Origin of the sequence: Neptunitalea lumnitzerae (assembly GCF_027924185.1) — a bacterium.
Lineage (GTDB): Bacteria > Bacteroidota > Bacteroidia > Flavobacteriales > Flavobacteriaceae > Neptunitalea > Neptunitalea lumnitzerae.
In genome coordinates this window covers 447,731-472,696 of sequence record NZ_BRVO01000001.1, presented here as the reverse complement: position 1 = coordinate 472,696, position 24,966 = coordinate 447,731, and the positions used below count along the sequence as shown (strand labels likewise).

20 protein-coding genes are annotated in these 24,966 nt (G+C 36.4%); 2 read left to right on the top strand and 18 right to left on the bottom strand.

The genetic code is table 11. The features are described 5' to 3' along the window. Nucleotides 1–93 precede the first annotated feature (93 nt). Nucleotides 94–636 carry a glycosyltransferase gene (locus tag Y10_RS02115; protein WP_281763713.1) on the top strand — a complete coding sequence of 181 codons (543 nt, stop codon included), beginning with the start codon at nt 94–96 and terminating at the stop codon, nt 634–636. 112 nt (nt 637–748) lie between these two features. Here the strand turns inward: Y10_RS02115 and Y10_RS02110 are convergent, their stop codons facing one another. From Y10_RS02110 to Y10_RS02060, 11 genes are all read right to left on the bottom strand, one after another. After that, nucleotides 749–1,666 (bottom strand): alpha/beta hydrolase, encoded by a 918-nt coding sequence (locus Y10_RS02110; RefSeq protein WP_281763712.1) that lies wholly within the window; start codon nt 1,664–1,666, stop codon nt 749–751. Nucleotides 1,667–1,671: 5 nt separating this feature from the next. Further along, nucleotides 1,672–3,039 (bottom strand): glycoside hydrolase family 28 protein, encoded by a 1,368-nt coding sequence (locus Y10_RS02105; protein WP_281763711.1) that lies wholly within the window; start codon nt 3,037–3,039, stop codon nt 1,672–1,674. 6 nt (nt 3,040–3,045) lie between these two features. After that, nucleotides 3,046–3,384: a cupin domain-containing protein gene (locus Y10_RS02100; protein ID WP_281763710.1), complete on the bottom strand. Its 339-nt coding sequence runs from the start codon at nt 3,382–3,384 to the stop codon at nt 3,046–3,048. Between the two features lies 1 nt (nt 3,385). Next, nucleotides 3,386–4,153, bottom strand: coding sequence for a rhamnogalacturonan acetylesterase (locus Y10_RS02095; RefSeq protein ID WP_281763709.1), 768 nt, complete (start codon nt 4,151–4,153; stop codon nt 3,386–3,388). After that, on the bottom strand, nt 4,150–5,142 hold the full coding sequence (locus Y10_RS02090; protein ID WP_281763708.1) for a pectinesterase family protein: 993 nt from the start codon (nt 5,140–5,142) through the stop codon (nt 4,150–4,152). Before Y10_RS02090 ends, Y10_RS02095 begins: the two co-directional genes overlap by 4 nt. Next, a complete protein-coding gene (locus tag Y10_RS02085; RefSeq protein WP_281763707.1) occupies nt 5,139–6,104 on the bottom strand; it encodes an alpha/beta hydrolase in 966 nt (321 codons plus the stop codon). Before Y10_RS02085 ends, Y10_RS02090 begins: the two co-directional genes overlap by 4 nt. Nucleotides 6,105–6,156: 52 nt before the next feature. Next, nucleotides 6,157–7,410 (bottom strand): glycoside hydrolase family 88/105 protein, encoded by a 1,254-nt coding sequence (locus Y10_RS02080; protein WP_281763706.1) that lies wholly within the window; start codon nt 7,408–7,410, stop codon nt 6,157–6,159. Between the two features lies 1 nt (nt 7,411). Next, on the bottom strand, nt 7,412–8,419 hold the full coding sequence (locus Y10_RS02075; protein ID WP_281763705.1) for a DUF4861 family protein: 1,008 nt from the start codon (nt 8,417–8,419) through the stop codon (nt 7,412–7,414). 85 nt (nt 8,420–8,504) lie between these two features. Beyond that, nucleotides 8,505–10,121, bottom strand: a complete 1,617-nt coding sequence (locus tag Y10_RS02070) for a RagB/SusD family nutrient uptake outer membrane protein (protein ID WP_281763704.1) — start codon at nt 10,119–10,121, stop codon at nt 8,505–8,507. A 12-nt stretch (nt 10,122–10,133) separates the two neighbouring features. Next, nucleotides 10,134–13,151, bottom strand: a complete 3,018-nt coding sequence (locus tag Y10_RS02065) for a SusC/RagA family TonB-linked outer membrane protein (protein WP_281763703.1) — start codon at nt 13,149–13,151, stop codon at nt 10,134–10,136. A 135-nt stretch (nt 13,152–13,286) separates the two neighbouring features. Continuing rightward, the gene (locus Y10_RS02060; RefSeq protein WP_281763702.1) at nt 13,287–14,741 is read right to left on the bottom strand and encodes a glycoside hydrolase family 28 protein; all 1,455 of its coding nucleotides are present in this window, start codon (nt 14,739–14,741) and stop codon (nt 13,287–13,289) included. A gap of 265 nt (nt 14,742–15,006) precedes the next feature. Here Y10_RS02060 and Y10_RS02055 point away from each other — a divergent pair, with 265 nt between their 5' ends. After that, complete coding sequence (locus Y10_RS02055) at nt 15,007–16,044, top strand: LacI family DNA-binding transcriptional regulator (protein WP_281763701.1); 1,038 nt, start codon at nt 15,007–15,009, stop codon at nt 16,042–16,044. Between the two features lie 25 nt (nt 16,045–16,069). Here Y10_RS02055 and Y10_RS02050 read toward each other — a convergent pair whose 3' ends face one another. The 7 genes from Y10_RS02050 to Y10_RS02020 all read right to left on the bottom strand — a co-directional run bounded on the left by Y10_RS02050 (nt 16,070) and on the right by Y10_RS02020 (nt 24,955). Next, on the bottom strand, nt 16,070–17,680 hold the full coding sequence (locus Y10_RS02050) for a UxaA family hydrolase (protein ID WP_281763700.1): 1,611 nt from the start codon (nt 17,678–17,680) through the stop codon (nt 16,070–16,072). Between the two features lie 10 nt (nt 17,681–17,690). After that, nucleotides 17,691–19,157 carry a tagaturonate reductase gene (locus tag Y10_RS02045; protein WP_281763699.1) on the bottom strand — a complete coding sequence of 489 codons (1,467 nt, stop codon included), beginning with the start codon at nt 19,155–19,157 and terminating at the stop codon, nt 17,691–17,693. A 161-nt stretch (nt 19,158–19,318) separates the two neighbouring features. Beyond that, complete coding sequence (locus tag Y10_RS02040; RefSeq protein ID WP_281763698.1) at nt 19,319–20,752, bottom strand: MFS transporter; 1,434 nt, start codon at nt 20,750–20,752, stop codon at nt 19,319–19,321. Nucleotides 20,753–21,020: 268 nt separating this feature from the next. Further along, the gene (locus tag Y10_RS02035; protein ID WP_281763697.1) at nt 21,021–21,689 is read right to left on the bottom strand and encodes a bifunctional 4-hydroxy-2-oxoglutarate aldolase/2-dehydro-3-deoxy-phosphogluconate aldolase; all 669 of its coding nucleotides are present in this window, start codon (nt 21,687–21,689) and stop codon (nt 21,021–21,023) included. 12 nt (nt 21,690–21,701) lie between these two features. Further along, nucleotides 21,702–22,712 (bottom strand): sugar kinase, encoded by a 1,011-nt coding sequence (locus tag Y10_RS02030; RefSeq protein WP_281763696.1) that lies wholly within the window; start codon nt 22,710–22,712, stop codon nt 21,702–21,704. 12 nt (nt 22,713–22,724) lie between these two features. After that, nucleotides 22,725–24,158, bottom strand: a complete 1,434-nt coding sequence (uxaC, locus tag Y10_RS02025; RefSeq protein WP_281763695.1) for a glucuronate isomerase — start codon at nt 24,156–24,158, stop codon at nt 22,725–22,727. 11 nt (nt 24,159–24,169) lie between these two features. After that, entirely contained in the window at nt 24,170–24,955 is a 786-nt protein-coding gene (locus Y10_RS02020) for a gluconate 5-dehydrogenase (RefSeq protein ID WP_281763694.1), read from the bottom strand. Nucleotides 24,956–24,966: the final 11 nt, after the last annotated feature.

The window sequence follows — 24,966 nt, the reverse complement described above, 5'->3', positions numbered from 1 at the left end:
GTCGATACATAATTCCCAACCAGCGAAATTTCAACTAAAAGGCTTTTTTAGAGCGTATTTTTGAAGTGTTATTAAAAAAGACCCTTATAATTTATGAAAACGGGAATTATAATACCCTGTTATAATGTGGGTAATGAGTTGAATGTAAAGGCTTTTGTTGATTTTGTTACAACAAATACCGAGTACCATGTATGTTTAGTAAATAACGGAAGCAGAGATAACACGCTGATGATTTTACAGAATATTCAATTATTGAAGAATCTTGATTTTAGTATTGTAGATATAAAAAGAAATATGAGTAGAGATGGAGCTGTAAGAGCAGGGGTTCGTTACCTGTACAACAAAAAGGAAATGCCTATAAATGGCTATATAGTAGTTGATTTTACAAATGATTTGGATACTATACTTTCCAAAAAACATATTGTAAATAGTAGTGGAGAGCTTTATAGGTTTGATGGTATTGGAAAATGGAATATTGTTGGCAGGTTACGAAACTTTGTTCGATTTGAACTCTTAAAACTAAAGAAATATAAAAACGCACTTTTTTTTGTCCCAAAGTATTATATAACCCTTTTTAAACGCAAGTTTAAAAACAGTACCCCAACCCAATTACAGGTAATATACATTACCAAATAGTAACACCATTATAGAATGGTTAGGAAGCTTTTTTCCCCAAATTGATTTCCAACCCCGAACCCTAGAACGGCCTTACCGAATGGAAGGTCGTTCGCTTTTTTATAAGCTTTAATTATTTCGGACTTGTAATGAATGCTAACTCTTTTAACCATTGTATGCATAGTGCTTTCCACTGGTTGGTATGTTCAGAGGCATTGTAAATGCCTATGGCATGTTTTCCTCTAGGAAAAATATGTAAGCTGGCGTTTACATTGTTTTTTAATAGCGCTGTATAAAAACGTAAACTATTAGAAGGCGGTACCGCAGGGTCATTTTCAGCATGTGCTAAAAACGTAGGAGGTGTAGTAGCATTAATGCTATACTGCGTTGAATATGCTTTTTTGGTAGCATCGGTAGCATGTTCCCCTAGTAAATTAGTCACACTTCCTTGGTGTGTATCAGACTCCATAGAAATTACGGGAGATACCAAAATCATAAAGTTAGGCTGTACTCCAAAGGTGCTTGTGGTATCGGTCATTCCAGTAATGTCTTTATCATGTGTACCCAGATAAGATGCTAAGTGCCCTCCGGCAGAGGTACCTAAAACACCTACTTTTGTAGAGTCTAGCTTCCAATCTTCGGCATGTTGTCTAATAATTTGTAATGCTCTTTGTCCGTCTTGCACGGGTCCGTCGGCAGGGTTAATAAGGTCTGGTGATGTTGGTAATCGGTACATTAAAACAAAGGCAGTAATCCCTTGTGTGTTCAGCCATTTAGCCAACTGAAAACCTCCTAAGTTATAGGTTAGGTGATGGTAACCTCCTCCTGGTGGAATAAGAACACTGGTTCCGTTACGCTCTTCTAAAGGCGGAAAAAAAGCATACATACCCGGGGTAGCTACTTGGGTAACCCGTTCTCTGGCTTCTATATGTTCTAAGATAAGCCCTTTACTATTGGGCATTTTACCCTTTTCCCACAGCGTAATATATTCTTGAGCTGTTGCCGTTATACTTAATAAACATAATACCGAAAGTATGTAGAAGTATTTCATAGCTTTTATTTTACAGAAGTAGGTACTGTTGCCTCCTCTCCAATAATTAAATTATCAATAACCACGTTTTTGGTATTGGTAACCGAAGTACCATTGGTAGCTTTTGCTACTGTGATATTGGTTAAGTATACATTTTCTACTTTACTGTCTTTATATCCTTGAATTACAACTGCGGTTCCGCTAGCCTTTTTGCAACTCACATTGTTTATAACAATATCGCTAATTTTAGAGTTGTATCCATTTCCTTCTCCATGGTAGTTGGCAGTAATGTAAAAGCAATCTTCAGTATCCTCAAAGGTAATGTTATTAATGTAAATGTCTTTTATATACCCACCTCGGTCTCTGTTGGTTTTAAAATAGATACCTCTTTTTAAATAGCCATGTGCTTTGCAATCGTCTACAAATACATTTTTAACTCCGGCAGACATTTCACTACCAATCACAAGGGCATGTAGTCCTTTAAACAGACAGTTGCGTACCACAATGTTTTGAGATGGGGTATCAGCATTTGCTCTCCCTTCATGATCTCTACCTGCCTTAATGGCTATGTTATCATCGCCGTTGCTAAACGTTACATTTTCTATGAGTACGTTACTAGTATACTCTAAGTCTATACCATCGTTGTTTTTGTTATAGGCGTCATAGGCAATACCCTTAATGGTTACGGAGTTACATTTAAGTAAGTGTAAACACCAAAAAGGAGCATCCTCCAAAGTAATGTCTTCTATTAAAATACGCTCGGAGTTTACCAATTGCACTAGTTGAGGTCTTAGGTAATGCCCGTTACCAAAAATGCGCTCTTCAATTGGCGTACTGGCATGGTTCATATCCCTGCTCTTTAGCTTGTCTTCATTTTCTTTAGGTTTCCATTGCAACCATGTATCTGCAGCTTCTCCATCAATAATACCCTTCCCGGTAATAGCAACATCATGTAAGTTGTTACCATAAATTAACGGACTATGATTGTACAAAAATGTACCTTCCCAACTGGTATATACCAGTGGGTAGTCTGTAGGATTACTTCCAAATTTTAAAACGGCACCATCTTCTAAGTGCAAGTTCATATTACTTATAAGATGAATGGGTCCATTAATAACATACGTGCCTGATGGAACTGTTAACGTACCGCCATCTTTTTTTGCTAGTTTTTTAATGGCTTTATCAAAGGCTTTTTTGTTGTTATAACTCCCATTTCCGTTACCTCCAAAACTGGTTATTGAAATTGTATAGTCTGGTATATTGGGTAATTGTATGCTCTTAACAATAGCGTTTATTTTCTGTAACCTTTCTGTTTCACTTAATTGAGCATAAGCCAATGTGCCCAGAAGTATAAAGAGGGTAGTAAACAGGTATTTGATAGTTGTTTTTAGCATAATTTCTTATAAAAAATCTTCTCTAATGGGAGTAAAGGAGTCTATAAGCATACCTGCTTCCAGACATTCTGCTCCATGTACTGCGTTGGGTGGTACAAAAAATCCGTCACCAGTTTCTAATATTTCAGAAGTTCCGTTAATGGTAATTTTAAACTTTCCTGAGGCTACATATGTACCTTGGGTGTGAAAATGTGAATGTAAGGCACCAATGGCTCCTTTTTCAAACTTTACTTTTACTACCATTAACTGAGTGTTATAACCAACAAATTGTCTGGTTATACCCTCTCCGGCAGGTTCCCAATCAGTAGCTTTTTCTTTAAAGAAAACATTGGTGGTATATGGCATATTAGTGAAGTATCTTGTTGGTTAGTACGGTTGCCTTAATGTATTTTTTAAGTGGTAGTTTTTGCTTTGCTATTTCTTGAAGTGCTAAAGTAGCCACTAATGTTGCACCTTTTTTAGAAAGGTGTGTGTTGTCTTCTTTCCCTTTAGGTACATAATCATTGGTGCCCTCAGTTATGTGTAAATGAAGGGCTTTAGAAGCCTCTGGTCCGTATTGCATTTCTAATTGCTCTGTAAGCCATTGCATGTCTACAAAAGGAACTTTTAAGTCATCAGCCACCATTCGTACTACAAGTGGGTAAGCACCATGAGTATCTACCAAGGTTCCGTGCTCGTTAAAGTTTCTTCTCACAATAGAACTCATAAGAATGGGATAAGCACCTTTTTCTCTGGTTTCTTTTACATACCTCTCTAAGTTGTAGCGGTACCTAGTATATGGGTTGGTATAACGTGTGCTATCTTTATACTTTTGGTCGTTATGCCCAAATTGTATAAATACAAAATCTCCTTTTTTAAGGGTTTTCATAATACTATCCCATCTGCCCTCAGTAATAAAACTTTTAGAGCTTCTACCATTTTTTGCATGGTTTTCTATCTTAATATCAGAGGTCATTAAAACAGGGAGCATTTGCCCCCACCCATGCTCAGGGTTTACCTCTGGATTTTCTTTATTGGCCATGGTAGAATCGCCAATTAGATAGAGCGTTGGCTTATTTTGTGCTAGTACTATGTTGCCAATTAGTAAGGTAGCTAATATGAGTATTTTTTTCATAGTTGTATGTTTTTTGGGTTCCAAGAATCACACCCTTTAAAAATAGCTTCAATGGTATAAGCCTGAGCCTCTTTTTTAGTTAATTGATGTGACCAGGGTACTCTGGTTTCTGAAGATGCGCCTTCCCCTGTGCTCTTATATTCTGCATAGTAGGTAGTTTTTTCTTTTTCAGGAAACATTTTATCCCCTGTCCAAGGGTTCCAGCCTTCTTTTAAAATATGTTCTTCCATAGTGGTATGTATAAATACCGTTTTAGCATACGAGCGCCATGGTCTTCCTAAATATACTTTATCTACACCATCTTCTGCAACTAAGTGGGCATTAAAAAATACATACCCAAATTCTTGGTTTTGTGGTGTAGCGGCAGCCGTAATGTACGAGTTTACTAGGCTATTGATAGTGCAATTTTGAAAAACTACGGTAGCTTCTCCAAAAATAAAGTCGGTAGTACCTTCTATAAAACAGTTTTCATAATATTGTCTGCTTCCTTCTGTTGCTGTGTAAAGCGTGTCTTGGCAACCTAACAGATTACAATTCTTAGCCATAAAGCGGTCACCTTCTACATGTAATGCAACTGCTTGCCCTTGGTTGCAAGAGCTGTTTTTAATGGTTAGGTTTTTAAGGTGTATATCATCTCCTTGTACCAGTAAGGTATAAGACGTAAAAGTACTATGCTCTTTTTGCGTAATAGAGTCTATTTTACCAGAATAGTCGTTGTTAGTAATGATGGTTTGATCTTTGTCTTCACCAACAAGGGTCAGTTGATGTTTCCATGTAGGTATGGTTACTTTTTCATGGTAGGTACCTTTTTTAATAAAGATGGCAACTTCTCCGGGACCTAAGTCTCTGGTAGAGTTTATTGCTTTTTGTATAGAGGTAAATTCACCGCTACCATCTAAAGCAACTGTAATTTTTCTGTAGGGAGTATTTGTTTGTGCTTGGAGCGATGTAACAACTATTAAAAGTATTACGGTAAGTATATTTTTCATGAGGAATGTTTTAGTGTTTTGTCTAGAAATTTAATTACATAAAATACCGTAGGGGTAAACCAAGGGTTTAGTAACCAAAAGGAATGCGGTGCATCTGAAAAGGTATGCACTTCGCTATAAATATCGTAGGCATTCATTTGGGTAATCATATCGTCTCTGCCCGCATGAAAACGAGGCCGACTACTATTAAGAAAAAGAATTGGTGGTGTACTTTTGCTCACGTAATTAAGCGGGGAAGCCTCTTCCCAATTTTTTATATTTTCACTTTTGGTGCCACCAAGCCATTGCCCAGCAATAGTACCTTCTTCAGACTCTGGGTGAGTAAACGATACAATACCATCTACATTAACAATTGCCTGCACAGCATCTGATGTGTTGCTTTGCGTACGGTATATGGTGTTGTTGGGTGTAACCCCAACTAAGGTTGCTAGCTGTGCACCGGCAGAAGCTCCTAAAATTGCTATTCTATTAGGGTCTGCATGTAAACTGCTAGCATGCTCTCTAATATACTGTATGGCATGCTTTAAATCTATAACAGCAGCAGGGTAGGTAGCTTCTTCACTTAGTGTATAGGAGACTGGAATGGCAACATAGCCATTTAAAGCTAGTTGCTGCGCCATAGGGTGCTGATTTTTTTTACTACCCACAATCCATCCACCTCCATGAACTAATAACACAACAGGAAAAACTTCTGTTTTTTTTGTAATCTCAGGAAAATACACATCAAAAAAAAGCTTCGAGGTGGATGTCTTATGGTACACAATATCCTTTTTAATAGTAAGGGTCGTATCTATCAAATGTACAGGACTAATAGATGGATACTTATTTTTTAGTTTTTGGTACGTACTCTCTATGTTGTAAGGTGGCAGTACCTTATGCTCATCTTGGCTATATGAATTTTTGCAACTACATAGTGAAACTATGGTTGTAACCATAAGGGTATGTAGCCAAAAATTTCTCATACATTACTCGATTCTCGAGGTTTTTATATGTTTCAATACTTTTAAAAATTGATTATTTGTCTAATGCTAAACTAGCCATTACAAAAGGCCCAGTTCCTTTAGGGTCGTTGGCTCTAATTTTTTCATTTACATAATACTCAAAAGTACCATCTCTGTAAGGGTTACCTCCTAAGCCTGCTACTGCACAACATTTGTTAAGGTTTACTACCCCGTTTTCTTCTACAGTAATGAAGTTTTCTAATATTCCGTCATAGGCTTTCTTAGCTACATCTAAATATTTTTCTGGTAAATAACCCTTTTTAACACCTTTGGTAAAAGTATAAGTAAACATACAACTACCAGTAGCTTCTAAATAGTTACCATTTCCAGCACCTTTGTCTAGTACCTGGTACCATACTCCGGTTTTACTATCTTGTACCTTCGTAATAGCTTCTGCATATTGGTTTAAGTATTCTATGATGCGTTCTCTACCAGGATGATCTTCTGGCAAGAAATCTAATACATCTACCATTGCCATACCATACCAGCCCATTGCTCTAGACCAAAAGTTTGGTGATGTACCCGTTTCTTTATTAGCCCATTGCTGTTCTTTACTTTCATCCCAACCATGGTATAAAAGGTTGGTAGTAGGGTCTAATGTATGTTGTTGAATTAAATCAAATTGTAGTACAATCTCATCAAAGGCTTTAGTAGCTTCTTCTCCTTTGCTAAATTGTTTGGTGTATTGCGCATAGAAAGGCTCTGCCATATACAAGCCATCTAACCACATTTGGTTGGTATATCTTTTCTTATGCCAAAAACCTCCATCTGATGTTCTTGGTTGTGTATCAATTTGACTTCTTAGTGTATGTAGCGCTGTTAAGAAACGTTCTTCTTTGGTTTTGTTGTATAAATACAATAGAACGTCACCAGACTTTAGCATGTCCAAGTTCTGCTTGTCTAAATCATAGGTACGGATGGTACCATCTTTAGTAACCATGGTATCAGCATACTCATAAATATAGTTGTAGTACACCTCTTTAGGGTATTTTTTGTACACGCGTTCTGTAGCAGTAAGCACCAAGCCATTGGTATAACTCCATCTCGGTACATCTACAAAGTCTAATTTTGAAGCTTCCGGAAATCTATGTATTTCAGATAGCATCATACGTTCAGACCATTTCAAATCTGTTGGTACCGCAGTATCTTTAGTTGTTACTTCCTTGTCGGTGGTTTCTTTTTTTTCTTTTACATCGCAGGAAACCGCAAATGCTGTTACTAGGCTTAGTAATGATATTTTAAGTATATGATTTATTGCTTTCATCATCTTATTTGTTTAAAGCTCCGGTAACATCCAGAGTTTCTAGTTTTTTATCTAAATACGCGTAGAAATCTTCTTCTGTTGTAATACCATTCAGTTCTTGTTCCCAAGCTGCTGTAAAATAGTAAGTAATAGTATTGGTAAAGGGTTTAAATATCACTAAGTGGTCGTGTGGCCCTTCTTGAGTTGTAGCTACTTCAGCAGTTTTGTAAAATACTGCCATTCCTAGTTTATCGGTATCACTAACCAAAGTTTGTGTGCCATAAGTGGCTATATAACCCCAAGTACCTTTAGCACTCTTTTTTTCTTTTAAAGGGATGTCTTTGAACTTTACAATACCAGTACAGAAACCTTCAAAAGCCTCTGATGAAGTTATTTCTGTCTTTGTAAAACGGTCTTCAGGATAGATGGTTAAATTAGCTTCTAAATCTGTAGATACCTCACCGGTATGCCATCCTGTATAAGAAATGCTTACAGTAGATTTTCCAGTATCATTTTTTACGTAACAAACGGTTTTGTCTACATTTTTAAAATGCGCAACAGTATCATTCATAAAACGGCCAAAGCTTCCAATTCCTAAAGATTTCCCTGCTTTTAATATATCTTGACCCCAAGGAGCTTCGTGGTGATATCTTTCATAATCATCTTGCCCTACATATGGTAGTACAATACTATCTACTTTTTTACCAAAAATATCGATGGCGTTTCTCCAGTCTAAGTATAATCTATAGCCTACTTGACTATTTTCCCATCCTGGCCCTTCATAACGAATGTAATAAGCATGGTCTGAGTGTCCTTCAGGTAGTTGTAAACTGTCTACATTTTTAAAGGCTCCACCACCAAATTTTTTAGGTTCCCAATCTTTACCAGCTCTAATAGATAGCTCTGCATAGGTTGGGGAATTTTTTGTGTTTGTTTGTTGTTTTTCGGTTGTAGTAGTTTCTTTTTTTGGTTGCTCATTGCAAGCAATAAGTAGTGTAGTAAGACTAATTAAAGTAAAGACAATTTTTTTCATGATTTAGTTGTGTTTATGTTTTTAGAAAAGAAGCCTGCAGTATGTACAGGCTTCTTTAGTGTTTAACTCAAATTAAATATGAAAACTATTCGTAAGCTGGATTTTGTGGGAAATCCTGATTCTGATTTAAATCTAATGCAGTTTGAGGGATAGGTCTTAAAATTTTCTGAACTCCGTTAGAGCCATTGAAGTTACTTTCTTCAATTAAGTAATGATACATAGCAGCTCTTTCTACTAAAGTACCTGTTCTTTTAAGATCAAACCAACGGTGGTATTCACCTACTAGTTCTCTACCTCTTTCATCTAAAATATAGTCAATGTCAAATTCCGCAAGGGTAGCGTCTGCAACACCTGCACGTTGACGTACTTCATTTAGTCTAGCTAACCCTGTAGTAGCGTTACCCGCTTGTAAATAAGCTTCTGCAGCTATTAAATATGTTTCTCCTAATCTAGATAATACAATGTCTCTTACACTAGAGCTTGCACTAAATGGAACATCTGGAGAGTCAAACTTTTTAACGGTTATAGTTTCATTATCCAAGTTCGGATTCACTGCCGCATGGTAGGTATCATACTCGTGGTATGTTACTCCTGGGTGATTGGCAATATAATCTGCCATATACGTAGCATCGTTGGCATACCATTTTGGTTCAAAGTAGTGGTGAACATTTAATGTTGTATGATCTTCTTCATCAAAGTAATCAAAATAACGGTCAAAAATTTCTACCATGAAAGTACCTTCCCAACGTTCGTCACCTTGCTCAAATAAATCTATCGTATATTTAGTAGGGCATAAGTTGTAAGAACGATAAGGAGCATCACCAGCTATTTCAGACCCACCTTGGTAAGATCCAAAGAAATAGGCTTGCTGATTACCATAACTACTAGGATTCACGGTAACTGAACTATTATCGTATTGAACAGAAAATAGTGTTTCTGCATTCATTTCGTTATCAGGGCTCCATAAATCATTAAATGGTATGGTAAGGCTTTGTCCGTCAATAGCTGCATCTGCATATGATGCTGCAGTAGTAAAGTCATTAGTAGAGCCAAAAGTTTCATATCCTCTTGTTAAGTATACTTTAGCAAGTAAATGCTCTACAGCTCTTTTCTTTATATGACCGTCAAAAGCACCATCATTTACTAAGGTTAATGCTTCTTCTAGTTCAGATATTATAAAGCCGTATACCTCTTCTGCCGGAGTTCTAGAGAATTGTAGTTGAGGTTCTTGAATATAATCTGTTACCAAACTAACATCTCCATATGTTTGTACTAATAAAAAGAATGCATTAGCTCTTAGATATTTAATTTCTCCTATTTGAGAAGATAGTTCATCTGTTTGCTCGGTTCTTTCACTATAAAACATGGCCATATTAGCTAGCTGAATAGCCTCGTAACATTGATCGTATAACAAAGCAACACCATCTGAGGTTGAGTTTAACTGAGTATATCTACTTAATCCTGGCGGTTCTGCATTTCTTCCTTCAGCATACATATCGGTTCCGGCGCAGAATAACCAAGGCTCTTCACCGTATATATCTCGTAGTTGAGAATAATTTGCATTCACTAAATTTTCGTATCCTACAGCAGAGGTATAAAAGTCTTCTGCCGTGGTGTTAGAAAGATTTTCCTCTTCTAAAAAGTCACTACATGAAGTAAATGTAAGACCTAAAAAAGCGATAGCTATATATATTTTCTTCATCTTGTTTTCACATTAAAATTTTAAACTAAATCCAAACTGGTAAGTCACAAAACTTACTCTACCTGTACCTAAACTAGCGCCTGCCCATTCAGGATCGTATCCGTCATAATCTGTAAATACAAACGGGTTTAAAACGTTTGCGTAAAGTCTTAACGATTTGATGTTTCCAACTTTTTCAAGTGCTGATTTTGGTACTCTATATCCTAGTGAAATATTTTTAACTTTTACAAAAGAAGCATCACGGTAGTAACCAACATTATCATTTATCCAGTAAGTACCTTCGTTACGTGGTTGTGGATAACTGTTTGAAGCTTGTGCTGGTAACCCTGCATCGTTTTCTGGAATGTACCAGTAAATGTCTTGTTTTTGTCTACCTCTATCTCTAACATTTGTAAAGTTTGAGTGGAAGTTACTATATACAAAGTTACCTTGGTTAGTTATAATTGAAGCAGATAAATCCCACTGACCATAACTTAATTTGGTAAATAAACTACCTGCCCAATCAGGGTCTGGGTTACCTAGTATCACACGGTCATCTGGTGTAATTTGCCCATCACCGTTGATATCTTTCACTTTTGCTTGTCCTTCAGATTGGTTGTAAGAAGCTGCTTCTGCTGCTTCGTCTGCTTGCCAAACCCCATCAAAAACATAGTTATAATAAGAGTTTATGTTTTCACCAATAAACCATCCGTTACCTATATCATCATCTTCTGTTTGGTCATATAGTTCTTTAATCTCATTAACGTTTTTGGTATACGTTAAGTTTACATCCCATCTTAGTTTACCAGAGTTAATAATGTTTGTATTTAAGGCAACTTCAATACCTTTATTACTCACTTTACCAACATTTGAGTTGATACTTGGCCAACCAGATTCACTTGGTAAATCTTGACTCATTAAGATGTCTTCTGATAAACGATCGTATAATTCAACAGATCCAGAAATTCTACTTTTAAAAATTCCAAAATCAAGTCCTAAGTTATATTCTCTTGTTTTTTCCCAAGCTAAACGTCTGTTAGATAAACTTGTAGGAATCCATCCGTTTGCAGCAGTTCCATTGTAATCATAATAGGTTTGGCCATCAAGAGTATTTACAGTAGAGTATGGGTCTATTACATTGTTACCACTGTAACCGTAACTAAGTCTAAGTTTTAAGTTAGAAATAGTTTTGTTGTTTTTCAAAAACTCTTCTTGACTAATTCTCCAACCGATAGCAGCAGAAGGGAAGCTATCCCAACGATATTCTTCAGGGAATAAAGAAGAACCATCCCATCTAGTAGAAACTGTTAATAGGTATTTGTCATCGTACACATAGTTTAAACGTAGTGCATATGAGCTAAGTTGTGTTTTGGAGTATCCAGATCCAATGTTATAAGAACTCTGTGCTCCTGATCCTGTGTTATAGAATCCTGTATCAAAAGGGAAACCATTTGCAAACTGTGAAGTATTCTCAGATCTGTCTACATAAATACTCTGTAACATTAAGAAGTTAAAGGCGTGCTTATCTTCAAAAGTATAGTCAATTGTAGCTTGGTTATCCCAAGTATAGTTAAAGTTCTCATTCTTATTAATATCAGCAGAAGCTTCGCCTAAAGAAGCACCTCTTTCTGAGCGTAGTCCCCAATAACGTCCTCTTCTGTAGTTAGACATTGATGAAGAGAAATTAGATTTTAAGGTTAACCATTCAATTGGTTTGTATTGTATAAAAGCGTTACCAATAGCTCTCCATCTTCTAATTTCGTCTGTTGTATTTTGTACGGTAAGTACTGGGTTATAAGTACTTGTTTTGTTGATGATAAAATTACCGTCGGCATCTCTAAGCTTACCAGGTAGTTCATATAGCTCTCCATCTAAGCCATAAGGACTTAAAAACGGATTTAAACGGAAAGCATCACGCATTGCTTGGTCACTACCTCTTTGGTTATCAGTTAAAGAAACTTTCATGCTAGCTCCTAAGGTAAGTTTTTCGTTAATACGATGATCTAAACCTAAATTGAAGGTATATTTATCTAACGATTCATTTTCTATGTTACCAGTTTCTGTTTGGTACCCTAAACCAATGTTATATCCTAAACCATTATCAGCTCTACCCGATACATTTACGAAGTTATTACTTTGAAAACCAGATTTAAGCATAATGTCGTACCAGTCATAGTACTCATTTTCAGTAGCTCTTCTTAAAAGTTCTGAGTTGTTTGTATTGATAACAGCATCATATAAAGTTTGTTCTGTAACAGTACCTGTGTTAGGGTCTGTAGCGGCAGTAGCTAAATAAGCAGATTGGTGATATCTCCACCATGTTTGCCCGTCCATCATTTCAGGAAGTCTGGCAGTTTCTTTAAAACCAATATAACTATCTACAGACACCGACAAACCACCTTTAGCTTGAGTACCGTTTTTAGTAGTAATCATAACTACCCCATTAGCCCCTCTAGAACCGTAAATTGCAGTAGAAGATGCATCTTTAAGAATATCCATCTGAGCAATATCCTGTGGGTTCAAGAAGTCAATATTATCAGTAGGCACCCCATCTACTACAAATAATGGTGAGTTACCATTACCTAGCGATCCGTTACCACGAATAGAAATATTAAAACCATCACCAATTCTACCAGTTGAGTTGCTAATTTGAACCCCGGCAACGTTACCTTGTAAAGCCTCTAAAGGGTTGGTCATGTTTCTTTCGGTAATTGCTTCGGCATCTACACTACCAATAGCACCGGTTAAATCAGATTTTTTCTGTGTACCATACCCAACAACAACTACCTCGTCTAATGCTTCGGTATTAGGTACTAGAACAATGTCTAATGTGGTTATACCTTCGGTGCTATATTCTTGTGGAGTAAACCCAATGTAGCTAATCTCCAGAATAGCATCATTACTAGAAACGGTAATCGAAAAGTTTCCGTCAAAGTCTGTTGAAGTACCGTTACTTGTGCCTTTTTCTATTACATTAACCCCAGGAAGCGGTATGTTAGTACCCTCTTCAACTATGGTACCTGTAATAGTGCGCGAAGTTTGCGCAGACATAGTGCCTGTGAGTAGCACTAGGCAAAATGTGCAGATTATAGTTAGTAACCTACGGGTGGTTACTAGCTTGAATGAATTAAATCTCATGATGTAAAAAATTTATATTTGGATTAGTATTATTTAAATTGACTAGGTTTATTTCATTAACTGTTGATTTATGTGAGTATTGATGTATGTTATATTTTCTGCATTTTCTATAGAAGTAACGTTTTGAGCTTTTTCAATAGTTACATTTTCTAGCGTAATGTTTTTAGCAGGAGCTTGTGGTCTACCTTTAATTAAGATACCATATTTACCACCATTTTTAACCGCTACATTTTGTAGATAGATGTCTTTAATAGTTGGCATAAACTCACCCTCTTGGTTTTCATAAATACCATAAAAGGTGTTTATTTTTAGTACTGCTTCTTTTACTTGGCCAACCTCAAGGTCTTTTACATAAACGCCTTCCACAAAGCCACCTCTTAAGGTGTTTGTTTTAATACGTATAGCTCTATCTAGGTTAGGGCTATCCATTTTACAGTCTCTAACGTATACATTGCGTACGCCAGCAGATATTTCGCTACCCATAACTACACCTCCGTGCCCATCGGCCATGGTACAGTTTTGAACTACTATATTTTCACTAGGTATGTTTACGCGTCTACCATCGTTATTTCTACCCGATTTAATGGCTATACAGTCATCACCGGTATTAAATGTACAATTTTGAATTACTACATTTTTACAATATTCAGGGTCGCAACCATCGTTATTTGGCCCGTGACTGTTAACGGTAACGCCGTCTACCAATATGTTTTGTGATTTTAATGGATGAATTACCCAGAATGGTGCGTTTGTAAAAGTAACCCCTTGCACGATAACGTTTTCGCACTCCAGTACTTGAAAAAATAATGGTCTTAGTTGATGTCCGGGACCAAAAGTACGCTCTTCTACAGGAGTGTTATTCTCATTCATAGTGCGTAATCTCGGTAAATTGTGAGGTGCACGTTGCGCTGGTGTGCCTTCTGCATAACCGTAATGCCCAGCACCACACCAAGGCCACCAATTGGTATTATCAGCTTGGCCGTTAAATGTACCTTCACCAGTTACGCCAATGTTTTTAGCTCCTTTGGCATAAATAAGAGGGGAGTAGTTCATTAATTCTACCCCTTCATAAGAAGTGTGCACCATAGGTAAATAATCTAAAGTATCTTTAGAAAATAATACCTCTGCACCTTTATTAAGATGTAGGTTTACATTACTTTTTAAGTGAATTGCACCTGTTAAATAAGTGCCTTCTGGTACTAAAACAGTCCCACCTCCTTCGGTATGGCAGGTTTCAATAGCTTTTTTAAAAGCTTCTGTATTTTTAGTGGTACCATCAGCAACCCCTCCAAAATCGGTAATGTTATATACCTTATCTTTAAAAGTAGGTGCTTTAACGGTGTTAATAATGTTTTCTGCTTGTTTCCATGCGGTATCCATAGGGGAAGAACCATTTTCTTTTGAATCCTTTTTAGTGTCTGTTGCACAACTTGCTACAAAAAGGGCCAATAATGGTACAGTAAATACCTTGGTTAATCTGTTGGTTGAGATCTTTCTAAACATAAGATTTTAATTGTTAAAAACCTGAATTATGTAATCGATTGCACGAATCTAAGTAAATAATATGAAAAATCAAATTTTTACATAAAAAAAATGACTGATAGGTAAAATTTAGCAATGATAAGTTTCATATTGTCAAAACTCCTGTTTTTATTGGGAAATTTATAGTATATTACAACGTTTTAGTAATTTGTGTTTCAGGTAAATGTTATCGATTACACAAACTTTAATCAAAACTTATCTATATTCGCCATTTAAAGTTCTTCTGATGAAAGAAAAAGTTACCATATATGATATTGCCAAGGCATTAAATATTACCGCGGCAACAGTTTCTAGAGCACTTAATAATAATCCTAAAATTAGCGAAGCCACCAAAACCTTGGTTATGGAAACAGCTAAGAAGATGAATTATGAACAAAACCGTTTTGCATTAGCTTTAAAAAGTGGTAAAAGTCATAATGTAGGGGTTATTGTTCCTTTTATTAATAGAAACTTTTTCTCATCTATTATTAGAGGTATAGAAGAAGAGTTATACCCTAAGGGCTATCATGTAATTATTTGTCAGACACATGAAGATGCTAAAAAGGAAGAGGAAACCGTACAGAATTTATTGAATGCACAGGTAGATGGTATTTTAATGTCGGTTTCTAAGACCACGCAACAAGTGCGTCATTTTAAAAAAATACTTAAAAGTAACACACCGCTTGTGTTTTTTGATAGAATAAAAGAAATGGATGGTGTGAGTACCGTTACGATAAACGATTTTCAAGGGGGGTATATGGCTACTAAACACTTAATTGATGTGGGCTGTACACGTATTGCCCACGCTACTGTTGATTTGGCTTTACCTATTTACAAACATCGATTTGAGGGCTATAAGCAGGCTTTAGAAGATCATGATATTGCATATAATGATGACTATTTAATTACCACGAAAAGTGATATAGACGCAGGGGAAAAGGCAATAAAAAAATTGCTTAAGCTTAAGAATGCCCCAGATGCTATATTTTCTGCTAGTGATTATGCAGCCTTGGGTGCCATACAACAACTGAATGTCTTAGGAATTAAAGTGCCCGATGATTTTGCTGTGGTAGGTTTTAGTAATGAACCGTTTACACAGTTTATGGAGTTATCAATGTCAACAGTAGATCAGTCACCGGTAGAGATGGGTAAAACTGCAGCGCGCGTATTTTTAGAACAGATGAAAGAGCCTAACTTAAAGATTATGAAAAAAGTAGAACTTTCCCCCGAATTAATCGTGAGAAAGTCCTCTTCAAAGTTAACAGCAAACAACAAACAAATATGAGTTAGAACGATAACTCAATATTTTCTTATAACGAAACTCCTCGTTTCCAAGGAATAAAATCACTTTGGTTTAGTTTAGCAGCTTTGGTTTCTATATCGCCACTAGCTACTTTTATGATAAACTCCATAAGTTCATCACCCATTTCTTCTATAGATTTTTCACCGCGTACTACAGCACCCGAGTCAAAATCAATTATATCAGGCATTTTAATAGCCATTTCTGAATTAGATGATACCTTGATTACTGGGGTAATTGGGTTCCCAGTAGGGGTGCCTAATCCTGTAGTAAAGAGAATAATGTTTGCACCAGAACCTGCCATGGCAGTTGTACTTTCAACATCGTTACCCGGTGTACACAATAAGTTAAGACCTGATTTGGTAACATACTCTCCATAATCTAAAATATCTTCTACTGGTGAAGTACCTCCTTTTTTAGCCGCACCGGCTGATTTCATAGCATCGGTAATAAGCCCATCTTTGATATTTCCTGGTGATGGGTTCATATCAAAACCAGAACCGGCAGCTACTACAGAAGCTTCAAAAGCTTTCATTAATTCTAAGAATTTATCAGCTTTCTCAGTATCTACACAGCGGTTAACCAATTCTTGTTCTACACCACAAAGCTCAGGGAATTCCGATAAGATAGCTGTACCTTTTACAGCCGCCATAATATCTGATACATGACCTAGGGTTGGGTTGGCTGAAATACCTGAGAATCCGTCTGACCCGCCACATTCTAAACCTATTTTTAGTTTAGAGATAGGAGTAGGCTTACGCTCTATATTATTGGCCTTTTTGATAGCCTCAAAAGAGTCTTGTATAATTACGTTTAGCATTTCTTCTACCGTACCCATTTGTTGTTGTTCGTAAATAAGTACAGGTTTAGAGCTATCTGGACTAATAGCTGCTAACGCATCTTTAAATATTTGTATTTGTAGGTTTTGACACCCTAAACTTAATACTGTAGCCCCGGCTACATTTGGGTTGTTTACGTAACCAGCAAGTAATCTAGCAAGTGTTTCAGAGTCTTGTCTAATACCGCCACAACCTCCTTGATGGGTAATAAATTTTACATCTACATTTTCAAAAACTCTGGTACTTTCTTCAACTTCTGGAGTGTCGTCTCCTGTATTGTTAATAAGCGAGCGTAATAAACGTCTGTGTTTACTAACATCTTGGTGCAACAATTCTTTTTCAAAAATTTCTTTTAGCACTTCAATGTTTCTGTTTTCACAAAATACTAACGGAAAGAATAACCATACATTAGCAGTGCCTACTTGGCCATCTTCACGGTGATATCCCATAAAGGTGGCATCATTCCATTTAGAAACATCTGGAGCTGTCCAATTAAAATCGGCGGTTTTACCTGATACTTTTGCACTTTGGTGCTTTACATTTTCTGTAGTAAGTACCCCTCCTTTAGCAATAAACTCACTTGCTTTACCCACCAATACTCCGTACATGATTATTTCATCTCCAACGGCCATATCAGTAGTAGCAATTTTGTGTTTTGCTTTGGTATCGGTTAGTACCGTATACTCGGTGTCTTCTAGTACAATGGTTTCGCCTGCCTTTAAGTTAGTTAAGGCAACCGCTACATTGTCATCTTTATGTACTTTAATTAATCTCTTTTGCATGGTTTTGGTGTTATGCGTATAGTTGACTAAAATTTCCGTAGGCTACTTTCACACCATTAGCATCTAGTTCTTGTAGTGCTAATGTAATTGCCTTGCTTAACCCGTCTACTTTGGTAAGGTCTTTATCCCAGAAAAGGCTATTACCTAATACTTTTTCTGTAACGGTTGCATACTCATTGGTAGCCCAAGCTTTTTGTATAAAGTCTACAATTGTAGCATCATCATTAATAGGCATTGTACTACCATTCCAATCTCCTTTGTAGAAACGGATAAGACAAGCAAAAGCAAACGTTAAATGAACAGGTAGCTTTTCATGTTTTTCAACATAGCCTAATAAACTTGGTAATACACGTACTTTAAATTTTGAAATAGAGTTGAGTGCAATACTGGATAAATTATGTTTAATAAACGGATTTCTAAAACGGTCAAATACCTCTTCGGCAAATTTATCTAGTGCTTCTTTTTCCATATCCAGTGTTTCAATAATTTCTTTAAACACTGCTTTTTGTATAAAGTCTCCTGTAAACTCGTCGTCTACCGTTTCTTTAACGGTTGTTTTACCGTATAATAAACCAAATGGTACCATACTGGTATGTGCACCATTCAAAATACGTACTTTACGGGTACGGTATGGTTGCATATCTTCTACTACCAATACATTCAAATCAGTTTTGTCAAATGGCAGTTTCTCTTTTAATTTTTCATCACCTTCTATAACCCATAAGAAGAAAACTTCTGCTGTTACAATAAGGTTATCTTTATAGTCTAATTGAGCGTTGTACTCTTCAATTTGGTCTTTCGGATATCCAGGTACAATTCTATCTACCAATGTATTATGAAAGGTACAAGTATTGTTTAACCATACTTTAAATTCACCATCTAGACTCCAATCATCTATATACTTAAAAATGTAATCTTTTAAGGTGTCTGCATTGTAGTTAATTAGTTCACAAGGTATAATGGTAACTCCTTTATCTTCAGCTCCATTAAAATGCTCAAATCGTTTGTATAGCAAATACGTTAATTTAGCAGGGAATGAAGACGGTGGTTGCATATCAGGTTTGTCAGAAGGTACATACGCAATTCCTGCTTCTGTAGTGTTAGAAATGATAAACTCAAGTCCTTCTTCTTTTGCTAGTGCTAAATAAGCATTATAATCAGTGTATGGATTAATAGTGCTAACAATATTAGAGATTAATTCTTTTTCCTGAATTTCTTCTCCTTTTTTAACCCCTTTCATAAATAGGGTATATAGTCCATCTTGTTCTTCTAGCATATTCACCATTCCTTGTGCAATCGGTTGCACAACTGAAACCCCAAAAGATTTTCCAGCTTTTGTATTAAGCTGTTGAATAGCATAATCTACAAAGGCTCTTAAAAAATTACCTTCGCCAAATTGTATTACCTTGATAGGTAATTTTGCTTCCAGGCCAACATTTGCTCTGGTTAGTAAGCGTGTATTATTTTCTACTGACATACGTTTTAGGTTTTATGGGTTTTGTTTTTATAAGCGTTGGAAAACGTACATTTTCCAACGCCTTTCTAAATTAAACTACCTATTCTTTAGCTAATGCTAAATTAGTTAAAGCTTTTTATCTATTTAAATTACGCTGTAATAATTTAAAAGTATATTTTCATTTATAAATCGGTAACTGGTTCGTACTTAGGTAAAAGTGATTTCATTACAACCCAAGCAATCATGTAAGCTACTGCACATACACAAAATATGATAAAGTAACCTGCTTCTTCACCTTTAAAGCCTAAGAAGGTCATTTGGGTATTTTTTGAATAATCAAATAACATACCCGATCCTTTATTGATAAAGAAAGAACCTATACCACCAGCTAATCCTCCTATACCTGTAATGGTTGCAATGGCTCTTCTTGGGAATAAATCTCCTACTACAGAGAATATGTTAGCCGACCAAGATTGGTGGGCAGCACCTGCAATACCTATAATTACAATAGGTATCCAATAGGTTATTTGCCCTAAAGGTTGTGCAAACAATGTTAATAAAGGGAAGAGTGCAAATATGAACATTGATTTCATACGCGCATCATAAGGTTCTTTTCCTTTATTTACAAAATAACTAGGTAACCAACCACCTATAATAGCTAGTAATGTAATAGCATATAAGATAAATAGTGGTAATGCTGTTTCGGTATCATTCATATCGTAAATAGCGCTTAAATAAGCTGGTGTCCAGAAAAGGAAAAACCACCAAACCCCATCGGTCATAAATTTACCTACTAAAAATACCCAGGTTTGTTTATGGTTAAAACATTTTAAAATGTTCACCCCGCGTTTTTTACCATCTGCTGTAGGCTCATCCATATCATTATCTTGTTGGATGTATGCTAACTCATCTTTAGATACTCTTTTGTGGGTTTCTGGTTTATCATACACAAAAATCCATACACCCATCCAAATAAATCCTAAAGCACCAATAAGTATAAATGCCATTTCCCAGCCGTAAGCATTGGCTATAAAGGGTATGGTAAGTGGGGCACCAAGTGCCCCAACGGTAGCCCCAGCGTTAAAAATACTAGTAGCTAAAGCTCTATCTTTTTTAGGGAAATATTCTGCTGTTGTTTTAATAGCCGCCGGGAAGTTACCTGCTTCACCAAAGGCTAATACTAATCTTGAAAAAATAAAGAACGTTACACTAATAGATACTACAGTACCTACTTCTCCTATCCCTTCAATAATTTCTTTAGCACCACTAAAACTAAATACCCATTCTCCTGTAATATACCCTGCGGTAAAAATACCTGAAAAAGCATGTAAACAGGCTCCTAAAGACCATATACCAATAGCCCATAAAAATCCTTTTTTAGTGCCCAACCAGTCAATAAGTGGTCCGGCAATAAGCATGCTTATCGCATAGAATATAGAGAATAAAGCAGTTACGTTTCCATAGTCATTATTAGTCCAATGAAACTCAGGTGCAATGTTATTTGCCCAAGTAAGCGAAAGAACCTGTCTGTCCATGTAATTAATTGTAGTAGCAAAGAAGAGCATGGTACAAATAAACCATCGGAAATTAGTAGTTGTTTTAGCTGTTGCTTTCATAGTAAAATGATGTTTTATGCACATTAATTACACTTCTTGAATACGATTAATGCGCTATTATTGGTTGTTTTAATGTTATGCTAGTCAGCTTGTTGTGTTACGAAATCGTTATAGTTTTTAAATGTTAGTATGCGCCTCTGGCTATAAAGAGGTTAAGCATACTATTGTTAGTTAGTTTACTTTATAATCGAGCCTATATGCCGTAAGGCTTCTCTCGAAATAAGAACTTAATTTGTAACTATTACACAAGGGTTAGCCTTGGCTTAGGTTACTTTTTATATTGCTTAATTATAGCCAATGTTTCAGCTACTTTATCTGCCAATCCTTTATAATCGTTGTTGGCTATTACCTGGCTATTAATTAGTTTAGAGCCTATACCTACACAGGTTACACCTGCATTAAACCATTCAGAAATACTCTCAACGGTAGGGGATACACCTCCGGTAGGCATAATCTTAGTCCAAGGGCAAGGCCCTTTAATGGCTTTTACAAAATTAGCTCCATAAGTACCTCCCGGAAATAGTTTCACTACTTCGCAACCTAATTCTTCTGCTGTGGCAATTTCTGTTAGCGTAGCACAACCAGGTGACCATAAAACTTTTCTTCGGTTACATACAATGGCAATATCTTCTCTAAATACAGGTGTTACAATAAAACTTGCGCCTAACTGCATGTACATAGAAGCAGTAGCAGCATCTGTAACAGAGCCTACACCTAAAATCATTTCAGGGCATTCTTTTGAACAGTATTTAATTAAGCTGGCAAATACTTCATGAGCAAAGGCACCGCGAGAAGTGAACTCAAATAAACAAGCACCACCATCGTAGCAAGCTTTTACTACTTTTTGCATTACCTCTACATCGGCATGGTAAAACAACGGAACCAGTCCTGTTTTTTCCATTTGTAAGGCAACTTCTATTCGTGAATATATTTTCATCAGTTGTTAGTTTTATCGTTGTACTCTACCAGATTGATCACCACCCATAAGATTTTCTACTTCTTCTTTAGAAACCAAATTGGCATCGCCGTAAATGGTGTGTTTTAAGCAAGAAGCGGCTACTGCAAAGTTTAGTGCTGTAGCGTCATCGTAGGTATTTAATCCGTAAATTAAAGCTCCCATAAAGCTATCTCCCGCACCTATGCGGTCTACAATATGGGTTATGTTATAAGATTCTGATTCGTGCAAGGTAGTGCCATCATGTAAAACAGCCGACCAAGTATTGTGAGATGCGCTAATGCTACCACGGTTGGTAATAGCTATTTTTTGAATACTGCTAAATCTGTTTCTTAGCTTTTCGCATAATGAGATTAGTAATTCTTTTTCAGTAGTTCCTTCAGGGTCTATGTCGAAGTATTGTTTAGAGGCGTAATCTCCTGCTAAAACAACATGGCATTTGGCAACCATAGGCTCCATAATTTCTTGCGGAGTTTTGCCATATTTCCAAAGGTTGGCACGGTAATTAAAATCGGTAGAAACGGTTAAGCCCATTTCATTGGCAACTTCAATGGCCTCCATACAAACATCGGCAGCTTCTTGAGAAACCCCTGGTGTAATACCCGACCAGTGAAACCAGTTGGCATCTTTAAAAACTTCTTTCCAATCTATCATCCCTTTTTGAATAGTAGAGAAGGAAGAGTGGGCGCGGTCATAAACAATTTTACTACCTCTAATAGATGCTCCTTTTTCTAGAAAATAAATACCTAAGCGGTCACCACCCATGGGTATATGGCCAGTACCTACTTTATATTTGTTCATTTCCATTAGAGCACTTTCCCCAATGTCGTTTTTAGGAAGTCTGGTAATAAACTCAACAGGTAACCCAAATTTTGCAATGCTGGTAAGTACGTTTAATTCACTACCTCCAAAATCTGCATTGAACTCATTTACTTGCGAAAACTTAAGGTAATCTTTAGTAGATAACCTTAACAACAGCTCGCCTAATGCTACAATTTTTTTCACCGTATTAAGAAATTAAATTACTACCTCTTTTGTTGCGTTTACCGGAAAGTTAAAATACTCTTTGGCATTGTTATAACAGATGTCTTGAATAATTTTTCCTATCCACTCTATATCGTTAGGCAATTCGCCTCTTTTAATTTCGTCTCCAAATAAGTTACAAATAACTCTTCTGAAATACTCATGTCTTGGGAATGATAGGAAGCTTCTAGAATCGGTAAGCATACCAATAAAGCAGCTTAAAAGTCCCATATTAGATAATGCATTTACTTGCTTAATAATGCCATCTTTTTGGTCTAAGAACCACCATCCAGATCCAAACTGTACTTTACCTTTTACGCTACCGTCATTAAAGTTACCAATCATAGTAGCTAATACTTCATTATCTGCCGGGTTAAGATTGTAAAGTATGGTTTTTGTAAGCTTGTCTTTACCATCTAATGTATTTAAAAACTTAGATAGGTTTTCCGCTTGCGAATAATCTCCTATAGAATCCCATCCGGTATCTGGGCCTAGTAAACTTAACATTCGTTTGTTGTTGTTACGTAAGGCACCAAGGTGAAATTGTTGTACCCAACCAAACTCATGATAGGTTTCTGCTAAAAATAGTAAAATAGCGGTTTGGAATTTATGAGATTCCTCAGTTAAAAGTGCTTTACCACTCAAACGTTTAGAGAAAATAGCTTCTATTTCACTCTCTGTAAAACTTTCAAAAGGAATAAAGTTTAAACCGTGGTCTGATAATTTACAACCATTCTTGTGGAAATATTCTATACGAGCGCGTAGTGCATTTTTTAAGCTCTCAAACGTTGTAATTTCTATATCGGCAGCTTCACCTAAAGCTTTTAAATAATCGGTATACGTATCGGCATCAATTAGAATAGATTTATCTGGTCTAAAAGAAGTGCTCATGTACAGCGAAGGATTTTCGCTAGCTGCAAATTGTTGATGGTACTGTAACGTATCTGTAGGGTCTTCTGTAGTACACACCGTTTCTACATTCATTTTATTTAATAACCCTAAACAGCTGTTATCTGGCTGGTTTAGTTGTTCTGCAGTAGTGGCATAAATACTATCGGCAGTTTTTTCGGTTAGTAAATCGGTTACATTAAAGTAGCGTGCCAACTCTAAATGTGTCCAATGGTATAAAGGGTTACGCATGGTATATGGCACCGTTTTAGCCCATTGTTCAAACTTTTCTTTATCGGTAGCGTTACCAGTAATGTATTTTTCGTTAACCCCTAAGGTACGCATGGCTCTCCATTTATAATGATCGCCATAGATCCATACTTTAGTGATGTTCTCAAATTGTGTATTATTAGCAATGTCATTTGGTGTTAAATGACAGTGGTAATCTATAATCGGCATTTTGCTAGCATAGTTGTGGTACAGCTCTTCTGCAAAGCTGTTTTCTAGCAAAAAATTATCATGTATAAATGGTTTACTCATTTTAACAAAGTTTATTTTTCGTTACTAGGTTTTCCGATGGTAGCTAATATCCCACCATCTACATAAATTATTTGTCCGTTTACAAAATCACTTGCTTTAGAAGCAAGAAAAACGGTGGTTCCTTGTAGGTCTTCAGGGTCGCCCCATCTGCCTGTAGGAGTTCTTGAAACAATAAAATCATTAAACGGATGCCCATCATATCTTATGGGCTCGGTTTGTGAGGTAGCAAAGTACCCCGGACCAATACCGTTTACTTGTATGTTGTGTTTAGCCCATTCTGTGGCTAAATTTCTAGTTAACATTTTTAAGCCACCTTTAGCCGCAGCATAAGCAGAAACCGTATTTCTACCAAGCTCACTCATCATAGAACAGATATTTATAATTTTACCTTCTTTACGTTCTATCATGCGTCTACCAACTAATTGCGCCATAATAAAAGCACCTACTAAGTCTACATCTATAACTCTTCTAAACTCAGAAATTTCCATTTCTTCTGCCGGTACTCTTTTTATAATTCCTGCATTGTTTATCAAAATATCAATAGCACCAACGGTATCTTCTATTTCCGCTACCTTTTCAGCAGCCACCTTTTCGTCGGTTACATCAAAAATAAACCCAGTAGCTTTAAAACCTTTAGAGGTATAATGCGCTAAGGCATTTTCTAGTTTTTCAGGTGTGGTACTGGTAATTATAAGCTCGGCACCTGCAGCTGCAAGTCCTTCTGCCATAGCCATACCCAAACCGTGTGTGCCTCCTGTAATAAGTGCTTTTTTGGATTGTAGGTTAAATAAGTTCATATAGTATGCTT

What these genes read in the sequence shown, in the direction of transcription:
- Y10_RS02115 (WP_281763713.1), top strand. Translation starts at nt 94, where the DNA reads ATGAAAACGGGAATTATAATACCCTGTTATAATGTGGGTAATGAGTTG.
- Y10_RS02110 (WP_281763712.1), bottom strand. Translation starts at nt 1,666, where the DNA reads ATGAAATACTTCTACATACTTTCGGTATTATGTTTATTAAGTATAACG.
- Y10_RS02105 (WP_281763711.1), bottom strand. Translation starts at nt 3,039, where the DNA reads ATGCTAAAAACAACTATCAAATACCTGTTTACTACCCTCTTTATACTT.
- Y10_RS02100 (WP_281763710.1), bottom strand. Translation starts at nt 3,384, where the DNA reads ATGCCATATACCACCAATGTTTTCTTTAAAGAAAAAGCTACTGATTGG.
- Y10_RS02095 (WP_281763709.1), bottom strand. Translation starts at nt 4,153, where the DNA reads ATGAAAAAAATACTCATATTAGCTACCTTACTAATTGGCAACATAGTA.
- Y10_RS02090 (WP_281763708.1), bottom strand. Translation starts at nt 5,142, where the DNA reads ATGAAAAATATACTTACCGTAATACTTTTAATAGTTGTTACATCGCTC.
- Y10_RS02085 (WP_281763707.1), bottom strand. Translation starts at nt 6,104, where the DNA reads ATGAGAAATTTTTGGCTACATACCCTTATGGTTACAACCATAGTTTCA.
- Y10_RS02080 (WP_281763706.1), bottom strand. Translation starts at nt 7,410, where the DNA reads ATGATGAAAGCAATAAATCATATACTTAAAATATCATTACTAAGCCTA.
- Y10_RS02075 (WP_281763705.1), bottom strand. Translation starts at nt 8,419, where the DNA reads ATGAAAAAAATTGTCTTTACTTTAATTAGTCTTACTACACTACTTATT.
- Y10_RS02070 (WP_281763704.1), bottom strand. Translation starts at nt 10,121, where the DNA reads ATGAAGAAAATATATATAGCTATCGCTTTTTTAGGTCTTACATTTACT.
- Y10_RS02065 (WP_281763703.1), bottom strand. Translation starts at nt 13,151, where the DNA reads ATGTCTGCGCAAACTTCGCGCACTATTACAGGTACCATAGTTGAAGAG.
- Y10_RS02060 (WP_281763702.1), bottom strand. Translation starts at nt 14,741, where the DNA reads ATGTTTAGAAAGATCTCAACCAACAGATTAACCAAGGTATTTACTGTA.
- Y10_RS02055 (WP_281763701.1), top strand. Translation starts at nt 15,007, where the DNA reads ATGAAAGAAAAAGTTACCATATATGATATTGCCAAGGCATTAAATATT.
- Y10_RS02050 (WP_281763700.1), bottom strand. Translation starts at nt 17,680, where the DNA reads ATGCAAAAGAGATTAATTAAAGTACATAAAGATGACAATGTAGCGGTT.
- Y10_RS02045 (WP_281763699.1), bottom strand. Translation starts at nt 19,157, where the DNA reads ATGTCAGTAGAAAATAATACACGCTTACTAACCAGAGCAAATGTTGGC.
- Y10_RS02040 (WP_281763698.1), bottom strand. Translation starts at nt 20,752, where the DNA reads ATGAAAGCAACAGCTAAAACAACTACTAATTTCCGATGGTTTATTTGT.
- Y10_RS02035 (WP_281763697.1), bottom strand. Translation starts at nt 21,689, where the DNA reads ATGAAAATATATTCACGAATAGAAGTTGCCTTACAAATGGAAAAAACA.
- uxaC (WP_281763695.1), bottom strand. Translation starts at nt 24,158, where the DNA reads ATGAGTAAACCATTTATACATGATAATTTTTTGCTAGAAAACAGCTTT.
- Y10_RS02020 (WP_281763694.1), bottom strand. Translation starts at nt 24,955, where the DNA reads ATGAACTTATTTAACCTACAATCCAAAAAAGCACTTATTACAGGAGGC.